This window comes from Xanthomonas phaseoli pv. dieffenbachiae, assembly GCF_008639345.1.
In the GTDB taxonomy this organism is placed as follows: Bacteria; Pseudomonadota; Gammaproteobacteria; order Xanthomonadales; family Xanthomonadaceae; genus Xanthomonas; species Xanthomonas phaseoli.
This window is the reverse complement of record NZ_CP041380.1, coordinates 1,705,374-1,720,892: the sequence shown is the minus strand read 5'-3', so window position 1 is coordinate 1,720,892 and position 15,519 is coordinate 1,705,374. Positions and strand designations below refer to the sequence as shown.

Below are 15,519 nucleotides of genomic sequence, written 5' to 3'. Positions count from 1 at the left end.
TCGATATTCCAACAAGCATGGCACGTCATGCCGCACCCGCCAAACGTGCGGCCTCTTCCAGGTCCACGCTGACCAGGCGGCTGACGCCCGGCTCGCGCATGGTCACGCCGGAGAGCTGGCGCGCGGCTTCCATCGTGGCCTTGTTGTGGCTGACGAACAGGAACTGCACCTTCTCGCTCATCTCGCGCACCATGTTGGCAAGACGGCCGACATTGGCCTCGTCCAGCGGCGCGTCCACCTCGTCGAGCAGACAGAACGGCGCCGGGTTGAGCTGGAAGATCGCAAATACCAGCGCCACCGCAGTCATCGCCTTCTCGCCGCCGGACAGCAGCGAAATGCTCGACACGCGCTTGCCCGGCGGGCGCGCCATGATGGTGACGCCGGTGTCGAGCAGGTCTTCGCCGGTAAGTTCCAGATACGCATGGCCGCCGCCGAACAGGCGCGGGTACAGCGACTGCACCCCGGAATTGACGCGATCGAAGGTGTCCTTGAAGCGGCCGCGGGTCTCGCGATCGATCTTGCGAATGGCCTCTTCCAGCGTTTCCAGCGCGGTATTGAGATCCAGGTTCTGCGCGTCCAGGTATTCCGAGCGTTGTGCGGCCTCGCCGTATTCCTGGATGGCGGCCAGGTTCACCGGCTCCAGGCGACGCATGCGCGCGTCGATCTGGCCAACGGCCGCTTCCCATTCGGCCACGTTGGCCGCCTCGGGCAACCCGTTGACGACGTCTTCCAGCACGAAGCCGGCCTTGACTACCGCCGCTTCCAGTTGCTCGGCGTTGAGCACCAGCGCCTGTTGATCGAGCTTGCGTTGGGAAATGCGCTCGCGCTGCGCCAGCGCCTGTTCGTCGCGCTGCTGGCGGGTCTGTTCGAAGCTGCGCAGCTCGCTGTCGATGCTGTCGAGCAGGGTGCGCGCTTCGCCCAGCGCGCGCTCGGTGCGTACGCGTTCGCTCAACGCGGCCTGATGTTCGTGTTCCAGCGTTTCCACCGGCGAATCGCCTTCGCTCAGCTGGGCGACCAGATCTTCCAGGCGCGTATCGAGCTGCCCGCGCTGGCTGTCCATGCGTTCCAGGGTCTGGCTCAGCGATGCGATCTGGGTGCGCTGCGACTCCAGCGTCAGCGCCAAGGCATGCATTGCATCGCGCACGCCGCGCGCGGCATCGCGCGCCTGATCGCGTGCATCGGTGAGCTGGCGGCGCTCGCTCTCCAGCGCTTCGCGCGTGCCTTGCAGATCGCCCATCAAGGTGACCGCATCTTCGAGTTTGGCGCGCGCCTCGCGTGCCTGCTCGCGGCTGGTGTCGAGCGTTTCCAGCAGTTGCGCCAGCTCGGTTTCGATGCGCTCGATGCGCGTGCGCGCGGCATCGACCTTGCCCTGCTGACTCTGCAATTGCCCAGCCAGTTCGGAAACGCTGCGGTGCGCCATGTAGAGCTGGCGCTGCGCGTCTTCACGCTGCTGCTCTGCCGCCAGCAGCTGTTCGCGGAAGCTGGAGAGCTGGTGCTCAAGCTCGGCTTCGCGCTCCTGCAAGGTTTCGATCTGCGTACGGAGCTCTTGAATCTCGCGCTCGCGCAGCAACGCGCCCTGCTTGGCCGCGCCCGAGCGCGAGACGCGCACCCAGCCTTCGCCCAGCCGCTCGCCATTGCGGGTGATCACCGAATCGCCTTCGGGCAGGCTGCGTTGCAGCGTGCGCGCAGCGTCCAGGTCCTCGGCGGTGTGCAGACGCGCAAGCAGCCGACGGATCGCGATGGGCCCCTGCACTTTGGCAGCCAGCGAGGTCGGCGCGAAGCTCGCATCGTCAGTCGCACTGGACACCAGCGCGATGCGGCCATCGCCCAACTCGCCCAGCGCGTCGACCAATTGTTCCGGCGCTTCCACCAGCACGCCTTCGATCAACTGCCCCAAGGCGCCTTCGACCGCGTTTTCCCAGCCACTCTCGACGCTGATGCGCTCGCCCACGCGCGCGGCCGAATCCAGTCCGCGCGACTTCAACCACGCCACTGCGGCGCCCTGCTCCTGGCCAAGCGCGGCCTGTTGCAAGGTTTCCAGCGACGACAGCCGGCCACGCGCCGCCTGCGCCTGCTTGCGCACTTCGGCCAGCTCGCTCTGGCTGGCGCGTTGCTGTTCCTGCAGCCCGGCAAGCGCGTGCTTGCGCGCCTCGACCTGCTCGGTCAGGCCGTCCAGCGAGGTTTTCTGGGTTTCGTGGCGCAGTTCGATCTGCTCGAACGCCTCGGCCAATGCGTCCAGGTCCAGCCCGGCACGCTCGTTGACCAACGCTTCGCGGCGGCGGTCGGCTTCCAGCGCCTGGCGGTCCAGATAATCGACGCGCGTGCGCTCCACTTCACCGGCACGCGAGGCTTCGCCGGTGTCGCGGTTATGGGTTTCCCAGCGCTGCTGCCAGTCGGCCAGCCGCGCTTCTGCTTCGCGCAGCGACTCCTGGCGGAATTCGTGGTCTTCGCGCAGTTGCTCCAGTTGCGGTTCGGCAGACGCCACCGCTTCTCGCAGCACGCTCAATTTGGCCGAGTCGCCGCTGATGTGCTGGGTCAATTCCTGCAGCTGGCTCTGCGCCTCATCGCGCGCCTTGTGCAAGCGATGCGAGAGTTCGCGTTGGTGCTGGATCTGCTGCTCGATCCGTGCCAACGCGCCACCGACCTGGTAGACATCGGCTTGTGCCTTGGCCACCGCTTCGGCGGCTTCTTCGCGGCGCACGCGGCCGGTTTCGATGCGTGCTTCGGCATCGCGTTGCTCGGCAATCAATTGCTGCAGGCGCGTCTCTTCCTGATTCAACTTCTCGCGCAGGCCCTGCAACCGACCATCCAGGCCACGGTATTCCAGCGCCTTCCACTCGGCATCCTTGATCCGGCGCTCTTCCTGCAATGCCTGGTACTGCTCTGCCTGCCGCGCCTGGCGCTGCAGATGCGCCAGTTGCTTGGTGATTTCTTCGCGCAGATCGCTCAGACGGTCGAGGTTTTCGCGCGTATGCCGAATACGCGTTTCGGTTTCCTTGCGGCGTTCCTTGTACTTGGAAATGCCGGCGGCTTCTTCCAGATACACGCGCAGGTCTTCCGGGCGCGCTTCGATGATCTGGCTGATCATGCCCTGCTCGATGATCGAGTAGCTGCGCGGCCCAAGGCCGGTGCCCAGGAACAGATCGGTGATGTCGCGGCGCCGGCACTTGGTGCCATTGAGGTAGTAGGCGCTATTGCCGTCGCGGCTGACCAGGCGCTTGACCGAGATCTCGTTGAACGAGGCGAACTCGCCGCTGATAGTGTGGTCGGAGTTGTCGAAGATCAGCTCCACCGTCGCCTGCGACACCGGCTTGCGTGCCGAAGAGCCGGAAAAGATCACGTCGGTCAACGAATCGCCACGCAGGCGGCTGGCCGAACTTTCGCCCATCACCCAGCGCACCGCGTCGATGATGTTGGACTTGCCGCAACCATTGGGGCCGACGATGCCGGTCATGTTGGTGGGCAGGTGCAACGTGGTCGGGTCGACGAACGACTTGAAACCGGACAGCTTGATCGTGGACAGGCGCATGGGGGCTGGAGATTCCGGGCACCGCGCGGACGAGGCCGGCAGGCACTTTTCCTGTGAAGCCAGCACCCAAGCCCTTGATCCATAAGATCTGCAGGCCGTGGAACCGGCAATGGGGCATGAGTATAACGGGCATGCCAGTGCTGGCGGCGGCGCCCCAAAAACGAAGGGCGCCTAACAAGGCGCCCTTCGGGTGACACATGCGGCCTGGATCAGGCGTCGGACTCGACGATGACCTTGACCGTGGTTTCCACATCGGCGTGCAGGTGCAGCACAACGTCGTATTCGCCGACATTGCGGAATGCGCCTTCGCCCAGGATCACTTCGCTCTTTTCCAGCGGCAGGCCGGCGGCGGTGAACGCCTCGGCGATGTCGCGCGGACCAACCGAGCCGTACAGCTTGCCTTCGGTCGACGCATGCGCACCGATGGTGACGCTAGCGCCTTCGAACTTGGTGGCGCGGCTCTGTGCGTCGGCCAGGATGCTGTTGGCCTTGGCTTCGTACTCGGCGCGCTTGGTTTCGAACGCTTCAACGTTGGCAGCGGTGGCCGGCACGGCCTTGCCCTGCGGCACGAGGAAGTTGCGGCCGTAACCCGGCTTGACGCTGACCTTGTCGCCCAGGTTGCCCAGGTTGGTCACTTTCTGCAGAAGAATCAGATCCATGGTGGTACTCCGTTATTCGTTAGCGCCGGCATGTGGCGGGCGCAACGGGTGCTGTCCGAAAAGACGGGATTCGGGAATCGGGATTTGGGAATCGCAAAAGCACGATCAACACCGCATCTCCAATCACCAGGCGTCTATCAATTTAATCACCCGCACATGGATGTGCGGGTTCTTCCGAGGGACTCGGATTAAACGTCGTGGTTGTCCGTGTACGGGATCAGCGCCAGGAAACGCGCGCGCTTGACGGCCGTGGCCAGCTGACGCTGGTACTTGGACTTGGTACCGGTCACGCGGCTCGGCACGATCTTGCCGTTCTCGGTGAGGTACTGACGCAGGGTGTTGAGATCCTTGTAGTCGATCTCTTTGACGCCCTCGGCGGTGAACTTGCAGAACTTGCGACGACGGAAGAACTTGGACATGACAGCGCTCCTTAAGCGGCTTCGGCGTTGTCGCCGTCGTTATCGTTGGCGGCGGGCGCTTCGCCCTCTTCGTCGTCACGACGACGACGCTCGCTACGCTCGGGCTTGTCGCCCTTCTCGTCCTTGCTCTTCATGATCAGCGACTGCTCGGTGTCGGCGCCATCGCGCTTGACGACCAGGTGACGCAGCACCGCATCGTTGAAGCGGAAGCTTTCCACCAGCTCGCTCAGCACGGCCTGGTCGACTTCGATATTGAGCAGCACGTAGTGCGCCTTCACCAGGTTCTGGATCGGATAGGCCAGCTGACGACGGCCCCAGTCTTCCAGACGGTGGATGGTGCCGTTACCGCCCTCGATCAGCGACTTGTAGCGCTCGATCATGGCCGGGACCTGCTCGCTCTGGTCCGGATGGACCAGGAACACGACTTCGTAATGACGACTCATGTTGTTTTACCTTTCGGATGTGGCCACGTGGGCCGGACAGCTCCCCGGTGGTCCGCGCAAGCGGCCGGTGGAGCAAGGGTTTCCGCCCGGAATCGGGCAGGAAGCAGGAAAGTATGGCAGTTCAGGCGTTTAGCCGCAACCAGCTGCCCGGCAAGGACATTCCAAAGCCCCTCTCCCGCCGTGGCGAGAAGGCACGGCTTACGCGCCACTGGGGCGTGTGCCTTGGGGCGCCCGCGCCTCGCGCGCGGGCCGGGCCGCGGAGGCGGGGGTTGGGGGTGAGGGTCCGGGCGAGGCAGCGGAGCAGTCGGTGATTCAATTCTGACGGCGCGTGGCGACGCGTCTGCCATGACAGACGCTGGCAGGTTACGAGGCGCACCCTCATCCGCCCTTCGGGCACCTTCTCCCCATGAAGGGGGACAATGTCCGATGGGAGAAGGAATAACGCGCGCGGCCGGCTCAGCGATGCTCGTCTGCAGTCGTGAAGCTCTCACCGCAGCCGCATTCGGCCGTGGCGTTGGGGTTGCTGAAGGTGAAGGTTTCGCTCAGGCCGTGCTTGCCGAAGTCGATGCAGGTGCCATCCACCAGCGGCAGGCTGGCGGGGTCGACGAAGATGCGTACCCCGCCCTGCTCGAAGACCGCGTCGTCGTCACGCGCCTCGCGTGCCAGGTCGGTGACATGGCCCCAACCGGAACACCCGGTCTTGGTCACGCCAAAGCGCAGACCCAATGCACCCGGGGTCTGCTGCACGAAACGCTGCACGCGCTCCAGCGCGGCGGGGGTGAGGCTGACGGCCATGAGGGCACTCCAAGACGATGGTGGCAAGTATAGCGAGGCCGCAACAACCAGGCGGAACGCTGAGTGGCGGCGTGCGCAACAGATGGGGGCAGCACGCGCCTGCAACAAGCGCTGCGCTCGGCAAGCGGTTCAGATGCTCGCGCCGGCGCAGCCGCAGCCAGTAAACTCGCAGGCCATTCAAGGTCGCTACGGCGAGGAACAGTCATGACGGTGGTCAGCGTTGAACATGTGCTTGCGGGAAAGCTCCCGGAAGGCGGCGAAGTCACGGTACGGGGGTGGGTGCGCACCTTGCGCGGATCTGCCGGACTGGCCTTCATCAACGTGACCGACGGCTCGTGCTTCGCTCCGATCCAGGTGGTGGCCAACGACACCCTGCCCAATTTCGACGAGATCAAGCGGCTGACCAGCGGCTGCTCGCTGATCGCCAAGGGCGTGCTGGTCAAGTCGCAGGGCAAGGGCCAGTCGTTCGAGATCCAGGCCAGCGGCGTGGACATCGTCGGCTGGGTCGAAGACCCGCTGACCTACCCGATCCAGCCCAAGCCGATGACCCCGGAATTCCTGCGTGAAGTGGCGCACCTGCGCCCGCGCACCAACCTGTTCGGTGCGGTGACCCGCATCCGCAACTGCCTGGCGCAGGCGGTGCACCGCTTCTTCCACCAGAACGGCTTCAACTGGATCAGCACACCGATCATCACCACCTCCGATGCGGAAGGCGCCGGGCAGATGTTCCGCGTCTCCACGCTGGACATGGTCAACCTGCCACGCGATGCCAGCGGCAATGTGGATTTCAGCCGCGACTTCTTCGGCAAGGAAACCTTCCTCACCGTGTCCGGCCAGCTCAACGTGGAGGCGTATTGCCTGGCGCTGAGCAAGGTCTACACGTTCGGCCCGACCTTCCGTGCCGAGAACAGCCACACCACGCGCCACCTGGCCGAGTTCTGGATGATCGAACCGGAAATCGCCTTCGCCGACCTGGCCGAAGACGCGCGCCTGGCCGAACAGTTCCTCAAATACCTGTTCCGCGCGGTGCTCGATGAGCGCGGCGACGACCTGGCGTTCCTGGCCGAGCGCGTGGACAAGAACGCGATCACCAAGCTCGAAGCGTTCATCAATGCGCCGTTCGAGCAGATCGACTACACCGACGCAGTGAAGCTACTGCAGAACTCCGGCAAAAAGTTCGACTTCCCGGTCGAATGGGGCCTGGACCTGCAGACCGAGCACGAGCGCTGGCTCACCGAAGAACACATCGGCCGCCCTGTGGTGGTGACCAATTACCCCGAGCACATCAAGGCGTTTTATATGCGCTTGAACGACGACGGCAAGACCGTCGCTGCGATGGACGTGCTGGCGCCGGGCATCGGCGAAATCATCGGCGGCAGCCAGCGCGAAGAGCGCCTGGATGTGCTCGACGCGCGCATGGCGCAGTTCGGCCTGGATAAGGAGCACTACAGCTGGTATCGCGATTTCCGTCGCTACGGCTCGGTGCCGCACGCCGGCTTCGGCCTGGGCTTCGAGCGGCTGGTGGTGTACGTGTGCGGGTTGAGCAACATCCGCGACGCGATCCCCTACCCGCGCGCGCCAGGCAGCGCGGAGTTCTGAGGTGACGACCGCGCAGGCCACGGTCACGATGTACCGCCCGCTGGGGCCGGAGGAATACGCATTGGTGCGCGACTCCGGCTTCCGACGCTGGCCGCCGCGGTTGCCGGAGCAACCAATCTTCTATCCAGTCACCAACCAGCGCTACGCCGAGGAAATCGCGTCGCGCTGGAACGTCAAGGACAGCGGGGTTGGCTATGTTGCGCAGTTCGAGGTACGCGCAGCGTTTGTCGAACAGTACCCCATTCAAAAAGTCGGCGGCGCGCACCACACCGAGTGGTGGACTCCTGCCGAAGCGCTGGATGTGTTGAACGACAATATCGTCGGCCTCATCGACATCATCGGCCAATACGATGCCCCGCCTGCGGAGCACACTGCATGACGCTGTTTTTCGCACTGTGTTTTGTCGGTGTCGCCGTTGCAGGCCTCACCGCACTGCTGATCTTCTGGCCGCTGACCCTGGTGCACATGCGTGACCGCCACCCGGAAGCGTTGGCCAGCTTCGGCGAAACGGCCTTCATCAGTCCCGTGGCGTTGCGCTGGTTGTTGGCGCGCCGTTACCGCAGCTATCGCGACAGTGCACTGTCCGGTCTGGCCACACCCGCCTGGCTCTCGCTGCTCACCATCTTTTTCGGCTTGGGCATGGCGGCCCTGCTCGGCCTGCTTTCCAAGGTAATGCAATGACGAACTACGACGACACCCTGCAGGGCGCCCGCGACTCCTGGTGGCTGGCCACGATCGGCCGCACGCTGATCTGGGCACGCCTGCGCGTCAACGAAGCCGGCACCGCCGAGGTACTGGACAGCGACGGCAAGACGCTGCCCTACGACAGCGAAGACAGCGCACGCGCAGCCTTGTTCGATGCCGAATTCGTGGCACTGGACGGGCTGGACGAAGAAGACGCGCTCATCCGCGGTTTCTCGCTGCATGAAGTCTCGCCGCCCCAAGGTAACGACGATGCCGAGCTGCGTGCGCGCATGGTCGTGAACATGGGCGGCCGCGCCTGACATGTACGCCCCGCGCGCATTTGCGCAGACCGATCTGGCCCTGCTGGACTGGCTGTTCGCGCGCGATGCATTTGTCACCCTGATCAGCCAGGGCGAGGATGGGCAGCCGGTGATCTCGCACCTGCCGGTGCTGTATCGGCGCGATGACCAGGATGTCGTGATCGAAGGCCATTGGGCACGCCCCAATCCGCAGGCACGCACTTTCGGCGATGCGGTCATGGTGTTGCAGGGCCCGCATGCCTATGTCTCGCCTACCTGGTACTTGGACAAGGACGCAGCTGCGCGCGTGCCCACCTGGAATTACGCGGTTGCGCACCTGCATGGACGCTGCAGCCAGGTGAGCGATGAAGACGCGTTGGGCAGTTTGATTGCGCGCATGAGCGCGCACTTCGAGCAGCGCGTGGGCAGCGATTGGCAGTTCGAAATGGAGCGCGACAGTCATCGCCGACAATTGCGCGGGCTGGTCGGCTTCCGCTTCGTTCCAAGCCGCATCGAGCTCACCTTCAAGCTGAGCCAGAACCATCCGGCCGGCAATCAACGTAGTGTCGCCCAGTTTCTGACGCAGCAAGCCGACCAAGACGCGCATGCGATCGCAGCATTGATGCAGGCGGCGATGGACGCCGATACGACGCGCTGAGGCGGCCGCCTTTACACCTCGAACGGCTAGTCACCAAACGCTGGGGCGCGTCGGCCACACGGTCGGCCGACGCCTGCATCGTCGGCCCGCGCACAGGTCATTGCGGTGTCCCCCAACTTCGCCAGAAATCGTCCTTCGCGACGCTCATGGCATGAGCAGTAGTTTGCCGGTCCGGTCATGTCGAGCATTCGCTCCAGCCATCGACTCGGCTCCAGATTGCCGCCTTGCGCGCCGGCAACGGCATCTTTCGACATACTCATCAGCAGCGCCTGCAGTGCGCCTTTCGCGTTCGAATGGGAGCCTGTTCTCGTACATGTTCACCAAAACCGATAGCTCTCCAAGAGCAGCTAAAAAAACGTAGCGAGCAGCCGTCAGGTGGGAGCGGACGGCGCGCAGGAACCCCAGTGTACGAGTGGCACACGCCGATCCCGAGCACCGGCCGCGCCCGCCTGGTGGCTACGCAGTAGTTTTTTCAGCTGCTCTAAATCGACGTGCTTTTGCGCGAAGACTGCCTGCATCGCGCGTTCGATCGGCTCAGAACGCGCGGCCTCGCAGATCAGACATATCACCACGCTCAGCCAGTCGTTCATGGCGGCCTTGCCATTGCCGGCCCTGGAGAGCGCGCCAGCCGAATCGGCGCTTTTGGCGCTCAGAGTGTGTCCACGCCGATGTACCGCAGTGCATTGCCAGGACGCCTCAGCCAGCACGGCGCATGTGCTGCGCTACGCATCCCTCGGATGACTCGCCGCTACCGTCGATCGCTGCTTCAAGCGGAGAAAGGCCCTGCGCGATCGCATAACGGGTCAACTGCGCGATGCTTTGGATATTGAGCTTCAACATGCAGTTTTCGCGATGCGTCCCCACCGTCTTCACGCTCAGGTGCAAGCGGTTGGCGATCTGCCTGGTAGACAGGCCCTCCGAATAGAGCTGCACGATTTCCCGCTCGCGTGAGGTGAGTCGGGTATAGGCAGAATCGGCCTTGGCGGCTCGACGCAACCCGGCGATCAGCGAACGCGACATCTGCGGGCTGATGTAGGTCTGATCCTGGATGACGCATTGAATCGCCCGCAGCAATTCGGCGAAGCGGCTGGTTCGCGCCAGATACGCCTTGGCGCCAGCTTCGAAGACTGCGCTGGCCTGCGTACAGGCATCGGACGGAGCGATACAGATTGCCCGGCTATTGGGGCTGCGCTGCATCAAGCGCCGCGTCAGATCGATACCATTGAGGCCGGGCAGCAGCACATCCACCAGCACGATATCAGGCTGCTCTCTGGCGGCGATCTGAAGACATGCCAGGCCGTCTTCCGCATGCCCCACCACTTCGATACCGGGAACCTTTTGCAGCAAAGCGACCATCCCCTCCACAAGGATGGTGCGATCGGCAGCGACGACGATACGTGTCTTCATCATACCCTCTGGTGCACGAATGGGGACCGCGCTGTGCAGCGGCTTGCATGCGGCGCGCTGCAGCGAATCGGCAGATGCTCGGCAGGAGCACTTGAGCGAGCTTGTCACACGCTCATCTCCGGGCCATCGGTCTTGAACTGATTTGGCGAGCCTTGGATGCTGGTATCGACAGCGCTACAGATCTCGCTGAGGCACCATGACGGGTGCGCCTGCCTGAAGTGTGTTACGCAATCTGCGCAACCGCCGAAGCGAGCTATGCCGCACGACGCGAAAGCGTGCTGCCACTTGATGTCCGGCAGGCTGTGCCAAACCGCACTCCATGGACGGCCAGAAAAAGGCGCATGCGCGTGATCAGCGCACCTGATGCGCGAAAGATCACGAATCGTCTGACATCATCTGCCTGGCAAGGCCGGTCAGTTGCTGGCGCACCTGATCCAGGCGCGGGTCCGCCTGCATCTCACGCTGCAGGTCCAGGAGACCTGCGGCAAGTTCGCCACGCGCACGGATGCTCTCCGATTCGGCCGACACACGCTGCGACTGCATCGCGGCGGCTTGTTGGCCGGAATCGCCGCGCACGACCGTTTCCATGACCTCGACCATGCGTTGCAGCAGGCGATACACCGCGCTTGCCGAGAAACCGCCCATCATCGCCAATGCGGGCTTTCCGAATGCGCCCAGGCTGCTTTCGGCGAAGAGATTCTCCGGCAGCAACTCCACCAGGATCAGGCCAGCGATGAGACCGAGGATCATACGTGCGGCATAGGAGGAATCGAAGCGCGGGTCGTATGTTGCGTCGGCTACGTAACGATGGGCCTGGAACAACGCGGAAAACGCTGCACCGAGTCCGGCACAGGCCAGGATGAACATCACATTCCAGCATAGCGTGCTCCCCGAGGAATCGAGGAAGCCCAACGTGATGTTGCGCTCGTTCACCAGGCTGGACATCGCCAGCCCGACCACTGAGGCCAGGCAACCGACCGAGGTCAAGGTCAAGGTGCGGATCAACGGAATCGGCCCCAGCCAGCGCAACCAACCGCCGCGCAGGCGCTCGCGCTCGATCAGCACCACCGCCTGCGGCGTTGCCGGCTGGATCGCACGCACCAGCTGTCGGTGCAGACCGGCCAATTCGCGCGCGCCGGCTTCGCCGTGCAAGGAAGCGCCAGGCATCACGCGCAGCTCTGCCAGCCGGCCAGGCAGATCGGGAGACATTGCCAGCCCTTGCTTCAGTGCGTAGGACACCATCGCCCGGCATTCGAGCTCCAGTTGCTCGAGCACGCTGGAAAATATCGGCCCGCCGACTTCCGCCGGCGGGACCGGACGGGCCACTGCGCGTTGTCGTAGGCCGCCGCGCCTATTGGCTCGCTTCCACATAAATGAGGTCCTTACTGGCAGCCGCGCAGCTGCGACACCTCAAGGCATCCGTTCGAACAGCGTCGTCTCTCGCTGCCCCTTCAACAGCAATGCAAGCTCGGCACTGCCATCTGCACGAACCTGCAGACTGGCCTGGGCATCACTGAGCTGGCGGCAATAGCCTCTATCGTTGGCCACGACCCAAGCATTCAACGCACCTGCGGCACGCCCGGCGTAGCGCACTTCCACCTGGCAATCCCGTGGCGCGCCATAACGCAGGCGACCGAGGACGTCTCCCGGACGGACGCTGGTGGCCACGATCTCCAGCTGTGCGGAAATCAGTCCCGCCGCGCGCCAGCGCCCGGCTTCGGCCAATCCGGCACTGCTCTGATTCAGGGCAACGACCAACGGCGAGGCGCTGCCAGGCAAGGTGAGCTGCACCCCGGGCACGCCACTCTCCGCTACCTGGAGTTGGGCAAGCCCGCCGGCCAGCGCGTCGCAGAATTTGCCGCCATTGCGCGACAGCAACGCGTACCCGTCCGGCTGCGCGCGTAACTCGAGCGCGCAATTGTAGGGAGGCCCGAATCGCAGATCCGCCACCTGGGCGCCCTCGACTCCGGGCGCGCGCGCGCTCAGACGGACGTAAACCGGGCCGGTACTGCCGCTGGCGGACAGGATGCCGCGCCAGTCACCCGCCGGAATCCCGCCCGCGGGAGCTGCCTGCGCCGCAGTCAGCGAAAGACACAGGGCAAGCGCCGAGGTGATGCGCAAAACGTGATGCCGATACCGATGTTGACCAGCCATGAAAAAGCTCCGAGAAAAAATTGGAAACAGCGGAAAGATCGATCACGCTGCCGCTCAGCACACCGAACTCAGCGATGACCAGCACAATAACCAGGCAAATGATGAAGATGGATCGCAGCTTGCGCCGGGACTGCCGACGGAGATCTGCGTGCAGGGTGGCCACATCGGTCCCCAGCCGCTCGGCGACCGCCCGGGCGTCGGCGTCCGATAGCAGCAGCCTCACCGCCGCGCTCCTGAATCGGATAGTGGCATGTCCATGAACGGATGCAGCGTCCACTCCTTCAATGCGACACCATCGAACCAAAGCACGCCATGCGGACGCTCGGTTCCTTGATAGCTGATCTTCAGCGTATGCCCAGGCGTACGGCCATCTGGCGGCGCAACACGCAATGCCAGCCCCGGAGCACCGTCGGTCTGCGTGACCGGCTCTATCTGCACTTGCAGCGTCAACGAAAACTCGCTGATTTGCTGCAGATGCAGCGCACGCAATTGGCAGACGGGAATGGAAAGCAGGGTTGCCGTTTCGGACTGCACCGTTTGCTCACCGTCCACGCACTGCACCCACAGGTCGCAGGCGGCCACCGCGGCGTTTACAACTGCGGCGTGCCGCTGGCGGCACCGCTGTTGCGCGCGTCGAACGGCCTGGTCGAGCAGCTCCACGAAAGCGTCAAGGCAATAGCTTGCACGTGCCATCCATGCCTCTGTCAGCCAGACCGGCTTGCGCTTGAACCCGACGTGGTAGCACAACCATTGCAGCACGACCTGGTGCTCGCCCAACTGCAGGATATTGAAGCTCTTCTCGACCCCGAGAATCGCTCCCCTGGGCGCTTCGCTGAGACAGCGATTGAGTAACTGCTGCGCGGCCTCGACTTGCTCGGCAGTCTGCATTTTTGCCGGGTTGTCGCTGCCGACGACGATGCGCTTGATGAAACTGACTTCTGACAAATCCATCATCGGCAACGACTCGAGTTAGGAAAAGTACGGGACGCAACAGCGACGCTTACGGAACCGGCACGGGCGCGGTGACTTTGCGTGGGGCCGCAGCGGTCTGCAGGATGTCGAGCACACGCGACAGGCCTTCGGGCGTGCCGCGATCTTCGGCGTGCAGCGCGACGTGATACTTGGCCGAGTTATCCGAAGAGCGGGTATTTTCCTTATGGCTGGACACAGAGCCCTGCACGTTGACCTTGGCCTTGAAGACGCCCCAGCCGACGCTGGCCTCCAGATCCACCTTAAGACTCTTGTCTTCGGCTTCCTTCTCCGAGAAAGAGGATTTGACTTCCATATCGAAGGTCACGTCCACGGTCTGAATGCTCAGGTTGGGGACGTTGACAAGGGTCAACAGCGGCACGACGATCTCGACTTCTTCCTCGGCCATCCCGGTGCCGCTAGGGTCTTCGACCGGGCGCTTGAATTTGAACTGCGCGGTGCGGGTGCCGCCGTTCCCGTTGGGATCTGCGGGGTCGGTCGGCGGCAGAAAGCCGATGACCTTGATGAAGTCGGCGGTGGCCCGTGCCAGCATGACCTGCGCATCGCAGGCTGCACGCAACGGGGCGCCGATCAGGTCTGCCATCGGCAGGCCCTTGAATTGGTCGGACATGTTGACGATATCGCTCATGGTGTTCTCCTGAAGAACGGTTGTTTAAGAAAAACGGTGACCGCGGGAGCTACTCCCCCTTGACCGTCTTGAACACACCTTGCGACTGCCCAAGGCGATTGATGAGACGTGCCACGCCCTCGGTCGGCTCGCTGCCTTCCACGCGCAACACGACGTGAACCGCGCTGTTTCGTGCATTTTTTGCGTTGGAGCCGAGGTCGATGCCGATCTGGCCCGGCAGCGCCGGCGGCTTGGGATGCCAGTCTTCGACGGCGGCGGGAACCGCCAGCGAGTCCGGCAATACGGCTTCGTCCAGCTCGCTGAGTTCGCCGAGCTGTGCATCGAAACTGATCTCTACATCCTTGATCCGCAGGACGTTGGACGACACCAGCGGCAACAGCGGGGCCCGATACAGGTCTTCGTCGTTCTCACCCGCTTCCGGGTGCTGCGACGGCAAGCGGATCAACACGCTTCTGGGGCGGTTGTCTTCGTCGAAGAACGCACCCAGGTTAGCCATCTGGTGTTGCTCGATCCGATCCTGGGCATCGATGACCGCGCCGGCCAGTGCTTCGATCAGATCATTGAGGGATATCTGCGCCATGTCGGGCTCGTCAGTCGGGAAGTGTCGCTGGCCGTTACCGGCTCAGACCGAATCGGGAAAGGAATCCACGCGCGCCAGCCAGCCCTTGAGAAACTTGCCAAGCGCCGGTCGCGCGGCGACGAGCCGGTGGTAGTAATCCTTGCGGCCGGCCTTGTAGCGTGCATACAGGTCTTGCTGGTTGCTGGATGCCAGCGCCGCGAAGGTGGCGGGCCCCATGCGGCCGTCGGCGACCAACCCGCCGCCGGTCTGGCTGTTGAGCACGGTCTGCAGCAATTTGATCGCGTTGTTGCCCGCGTTGACGTAGAAGTCGAACACGATGTTGGCTAACGGCTGCAGCGAGATCTGATCGGCGCGCAGCCGGTCCCAGTACTGCGCCTTGTAGATGACCCCAGCCTGGGCGTCGGTCAACGCGCGCAGGTTCGCCAGGCTTGGCTCGATGCCGAGCAGGTTCTGCGCGCAGGCCTTGAAGGTCAACAGGGTGATGCCCTTGTTGGTGGCGCCGCCCGGATCGACGGGATCGTTGACGAAACCGCCTTCGTGTTTGAGCAAGGTCGGAAAGAACGCGTTGAAGTCGGCCATCGGCGCCACCTGTTGAGTTGATCGGTGGCGCCAGTTTCCCCAGGGGTGCACTGGCCGGACATCGGTCGTTCGCCGAGACTGGGAAGCCTGAAAGCT

General features: G+C 63.8%; 18 protein-coding genes, 1 other RNA gene and 2 pseudogenes. 6 read left to right on the top strand and 15 right to left on the bottom strand.

The window, feature by feature from the left end:
* Positions 1-25: 25 nt before the first annotated feature.
* From smc to FLG15_RS07945, 5 genes are all read right to left on the bottom strand, one after another.
* Positions 26-3,529, bottom strand: coding sequence for a chromosome segregation protein SMC (gene smc / locus FLG15_RS07970; RefSeq protein ID WP_057677729.1), 3,504 nt, complete (start codon positions 3,527-3,529; stop codon positions 26-28).
* A 209-nt stretch (positions 3,530-3,738) separates the two neighbouring features.
* Complete coding sequence (gene rplI, locus FLG15_RS07965) at positions 3,739-4,188, bottom strand: 50S ribosomal protein L9 (RefSeq protein WP_010379584.1); 450 nt, start codon at positions 4,186-4,188, stop codon at positions 3,739-3,741.
* A gap of 188 nt (positions 4,189-4,376) precedes the next feature.
* Positions 4,377-4,607 carry a 30S ribosomal protein S18 gene (rpsR, locus tag FLG15_RS07960; protein ID WP_002804494.1) on the bottom strand — a complete coding sequence of 77 codons (231 nt, stop codon included), beginning with the start codon at positions 4,605-4,607 and terminating at the stop codon, positions 4,377-4,379.
* An 11-nt stretch (positions 4,608-4,618) separates the two neighbouring features.
* A complete protein-coding gene (gene rpsF, locus FLG15_RS07955; RefSeq protein WP_003485869.1) occupies positions 4,619-5,050 on the bottom strand; it encodes a 30S ribosomal protein S6 in 432 nt (143 codons plus the stop codon).
* 456 nt (positions 5,051-5,506) lie between these two features.
* On the bottom strand, positions 5,507-5,845 hold the full coding sequence (locus FLG15_RS07945; protein ID WP_007966300.1) for a HesB/IscA family protein: 339 nt from the start codon (positions 5,843-5,845) through the stop codon (positions 5,507-5,509).
* A 204-nt stretch (positions 5,846-6,049) separates the two neighbouring features.
* Between FLG15_RS07945 and asnS the strand changes: the two genes are divergently transcribed.
* The 5 genes from asnS to FLG15_RS07915 are packed head-to-tail and all read left to right on the top strand — an operon-like array spanning position 6,050 to position 9,085.
* Positions 6,050-7,444 carry an asparagine--tRNA ligase gene (asnS, locus tag FLG15_RS07935; RefSeq protein ID WP_057677728.1) on the top strand — a complete coding sequence of 465 codons (1,395 nt, stop codon included), beginning with the start codon at positions 6,050-6,052 and terminating at the stop codon, positions 7,442-7,444.
* Between the two features lie 28 nt (positions 7,445-7,472).
* Complete coding sequence (locus FLG15_RS07930) at positions 7,473-7,823, top strand: hypothetical protein (RefSeq protein WP_057677733.1); 351 nt, start codon at positions 7,473-7,475, stop codon at positions 7,821-7,823.
* A complete protein-coding gene (locus FLG15_RS07925) occupies positions 7,820-8,125 on the top strand; it encodes a hypothetical protein (protein WP_017158153.1) in 306 nt (101 codons plus the stop codon). Before FLG15_RS07930 ends, FLG15_RS07925 begins: the two co-directional genes overlap by 4 nt.
* The gene (locus tag FLG15_RS07920; RefSeq protein WP_017158152.1) at positions 8,122-8,448 is read left to right on the top strand and encodes a type 2 periplasmic-binding domain-containing protein; all 327 of its coding nucleotides are present in this window, start codon (positions 8,122-8,124) and stop codon (positions 8,446-8,448) included. Before FLG15_RS07925 ends, FLG15_RS07920 begins: the two co-directional genes overlap by 4 nt.
* A 1-nt stretch (position 8,449) precedes the next feature.
* Positions 8,450-9,085, top strand: coding sequence for an FMN-binding negative transcriptional regulator (locus FLG15_RS07915; RefSeq protein ID WP_057677727.1), 636 nt, complete (start codon positions 8,450-8,452; stop codon positions 9,083-9,085).
* Positions 9,086-9,430: 345 nt separating this feature from the next.
* On the opposite strand, the gene FLG15_RS07910 is transcribed toward FLG15_RS07915, so the two are convergent.
* The 5 genes and pseudogenes from FLG15_RS07910 to FLG15_RS07890 all read right to left on the bottom strand — a co-directional run bounded on the left by FLG15_RS07910 (position 9,431) and on the right by FLG15_RS07890 (position 12,613).
* A non-coding RNA gene (locus FLG15_RS07910) (sX9 sRNA) lies at positions 9,431-9,506 on the bottom strand.
* 113 nt (positions 9,507-9,619) lie between these two features.
* Positions 9,620-9,815 (bottom strand): annotated as a pseudogene (locus FLG15_RS07905) (hypothetical protein).
* Entirely contained in the window at positions 9,782-10,495 is a 714-nt protein-coding gene (locus FLG15_RS07900) for a response regulator (RefSeq protein ID WP_017155885.1), read from the bottom strand. Before FLG15_RS07900 ends, FLG15_RS07905 begins: the two are co-directional and overlap by 34 nt.
* A gap of 372 nt (positions 10,496-10,867) precedes the next feature.
* The gene (locus FLG15_RS07895) at positions 10,868-11,734 is read right to left on the bottom strand and encodes a hypothetical protein (RefSeq protein WP_057677726.1); all 867 of its coding nucleotides are present in this window, start codon (positions 11,732-11,734) and stop codon (positions 10,868-10,870) included.
* A gap of 168 nt (positions 11,735-11,902) precedes the next feature.
* Positions 11,903-12,613 carry a hypothetical protein gene (locus FLG15_RS07890; RefSeq protein WP_057677725.1) on the bottom strand — a complete coding sequence of 237 codons (711 nt, stop codon included), beginning with the start codon at positions 12,611-12,613 and terminating at the stop codon, positions 11,903-11,905.
* 31 nt (positions 12,614-12,644) lie between these two features.
* On the opposite strand from FLG15_RS07890, the gene FLG15_RS07885 reads away from it, so the two are divergent.
* Complete coding sequence (locus FLG15_RS07885) at positions 12,645-12,857, top strand: hypothetical protein (protein ID WP_150145794.1); 213 nt, start codon at positions 12,645-12,647, stop codon at positions 12,855-12,857.
* A gap of 8 nt (positions 12,858-12,865) precedes the next feature.
* Here FLG15_RS07885 and FLG15_RS07880 read toward each other — a convergent pair whose 3' ends face one another.
* The 5 genes and pseudogenes from FLG15_RS07880 to FLG15_RS07860 all read right to left on the bottom strand — a co-directional run bounded on the left by FLG15_RS07880 (position 12,866) and on the right by FLG15_RS07860 (position 15,423).
* Positions 12,866-13,339 (bottom strand): hypothetical protein, encoded by a 474-nt coding sequence (locus FLG15_RS07880; RefSeq protein ID WP_150147599.1) that lies wholly within the window; start codon positions 13,337-13,339, stop codon positions 12,866-12,868.
* A 3-nt stretch (positions 13,340-13,342) separates the two neighbouring features.
* A pseudogene (locus FLG15_RS07875) lies at positions 13,343-13,600 on the bottom strand (hypothetical protein); the annotation flags it as partial.
* 46 nt (positions 13,601-13,646) lie between these two features.
* The gene (locus tag FLG15_RS07870; RefSeq protein ID WP_003485902.1) at positions 13,647-14,264 is read right to left on the bottom strand and encodes a DUF2589 domain-containing protein; all 618 of its coding nucleotides are present in this window, start codon (positions 14,262-14,264) and stop codon (positions 13,647-13,649) included.
* A 49-nt stretch (positions 14,265-14,313) separates the two neighbouring features.
* Positions 14,314-14,844: a DUF2589 domain-containing protein gene (locus FLG15_RS07865; RefSeq protein ID WP_150145792.1), complete on the bottom strand. Its 531-nt coding sequence runs from the start codon at positions 14,842-14,844 to the stop codon at positions 14,314-14,316.
* A gap of 42 nt (positions 14,845-14,886) precedes the next feature.
* Positions 14,887-15,423, bottom strand: coding sequence for a glycoside hydrolase family 108 protein (locus FLG15_RS07860; protein WP_057677723.1), 537 nt, complete (start codon positions 15,421-15,423; stop codon positions 14,887-14,889).
* Positions 15,424-15,519: the final 96 nt, after the last annotated feature.

Excerpts from the sequence above, each read along its gene's own strand:
- rpsF (WP_003485869.1), bottom strand. The coding sequence starts at position 5,050 with ATGAGTCGTCATTACGAAGTCGTGTTCCTGGTCCATCCGGACCAGAGC.
- FLG15_RS07870 (WP_003485902.1), bottom strand. The coding sequence starts at position 14,264 with ATGAGCGATATCGTCAACATGTCCGACCAATTCAAGGGCCTGCCGATG.
- FLG15_RS07920 (WP_017158152.1), top strand. The coding sequence starts at position 8,122 with ATGACGAACTACGACGACACCCTGCAGGGCGCCCGCGACTCCTGGTGG.
- FLG15_RS07925 (WP_017158153.1), top strand. The coding sequence starts at position 7,820 with ATGACGCTGTTTTTCGCACTGTGTTTTGTCGGTGTCGCCGTTGCAGGC.
- FLG15_RS07895 (WP_057677726.1), bottom strand. The coding sequence starts at position 11,734 with ATGGTGTCCTACGCACTGAAGCAAGGGCTGGCAATGTCTCCCGATCTG.
- FLG15_RS07930 (WP_057677733.1), top strand. The coding sequence starts at position 7,473 with ATGTACCGCCCGCTGGGGCCGGAGGAATACGCATTGGTGCGCGACTCC.
- FLG15_RS07945 (WP_007966300.1), bottom strand. The coding sequence starts at position 5,845 with ATGGCCGTCAGCCTCACCCCCGCCGCGCTGGAGCGCGTGCAGCGTTTC.
- rplI (WP_010379584.1), bottom strand. The coding sequence starts at position 4,188 with ATGGATCTGATTCTTCTGCAGAAAGTGACCAACCTGGGCAACCTGGGC.
- FLG15_RS07860 (WP_057677723.1), bottom strand. The coding sequence starts at position 15,423 with ATGGCCGACTTCAACGCGTTCTTTCCGACCTTGCTCAAACACGAAGGC.
- FLG15_RS07885 (WP_150145794.1), top strand. The coding sequence starts at position 12,645 with ATGAAAAAGCTCCGAGAAAAAATTGGAAACAGCGGAAAGATCGATCAC.
- rpsR (WP_002804494.1), bottom strand. The coding sequence starts at position 4,607 with ATGTCCAAGTTCTTCCGTCGTCGCAAGTTCTGCAAGTTCACCGCCGAG.
- FLG15_RS07880 (WP_150147599.1), bottom strand. The coding sequence starts at position 13,339 with ATGGCACGTGCAAGCTATTGCCTTGACGCTTTCGTGGAGCTGCTCGAC.
- FLG15_RS07915 (WP_057677727.1), top strand. The coding sequence starts at position 8,450 with ATGTACGCCCCGCGCGCATTTGCGCAGACCGATCTGGCCCTGCTGGAC.
- FLG15_RS07865 (WP_150145792.1), bottom strand. The coding sequence starts at position 14,844 with ATGGCGCAGATATCCCTCAATGATCTGATCGAAGCACTGGCCGGCGCG.
- FLG15_RS07900 (WP_017155885.1), bottom strand. The coding sequence starts at position 10,495 with ATGATGAAGACACGTATCGTCGTCGCTGCCGATCGCACCATCCTTGTG.
- asnS (WP_057677728.1), top strand. The coding sequence starts at position 6,050 with ATGACGGTGGTCAGCGTTGAACATGTGCTTGCGGGAAAGCTCCCGGAA.
- smc (WP_057677729.1), bottom strand. The coding sequence starts at position 3,529 with ATGCGCCTGTCCACGATCAAGCTGTCCGGTTTCAAGTCGTTCGTCGAC.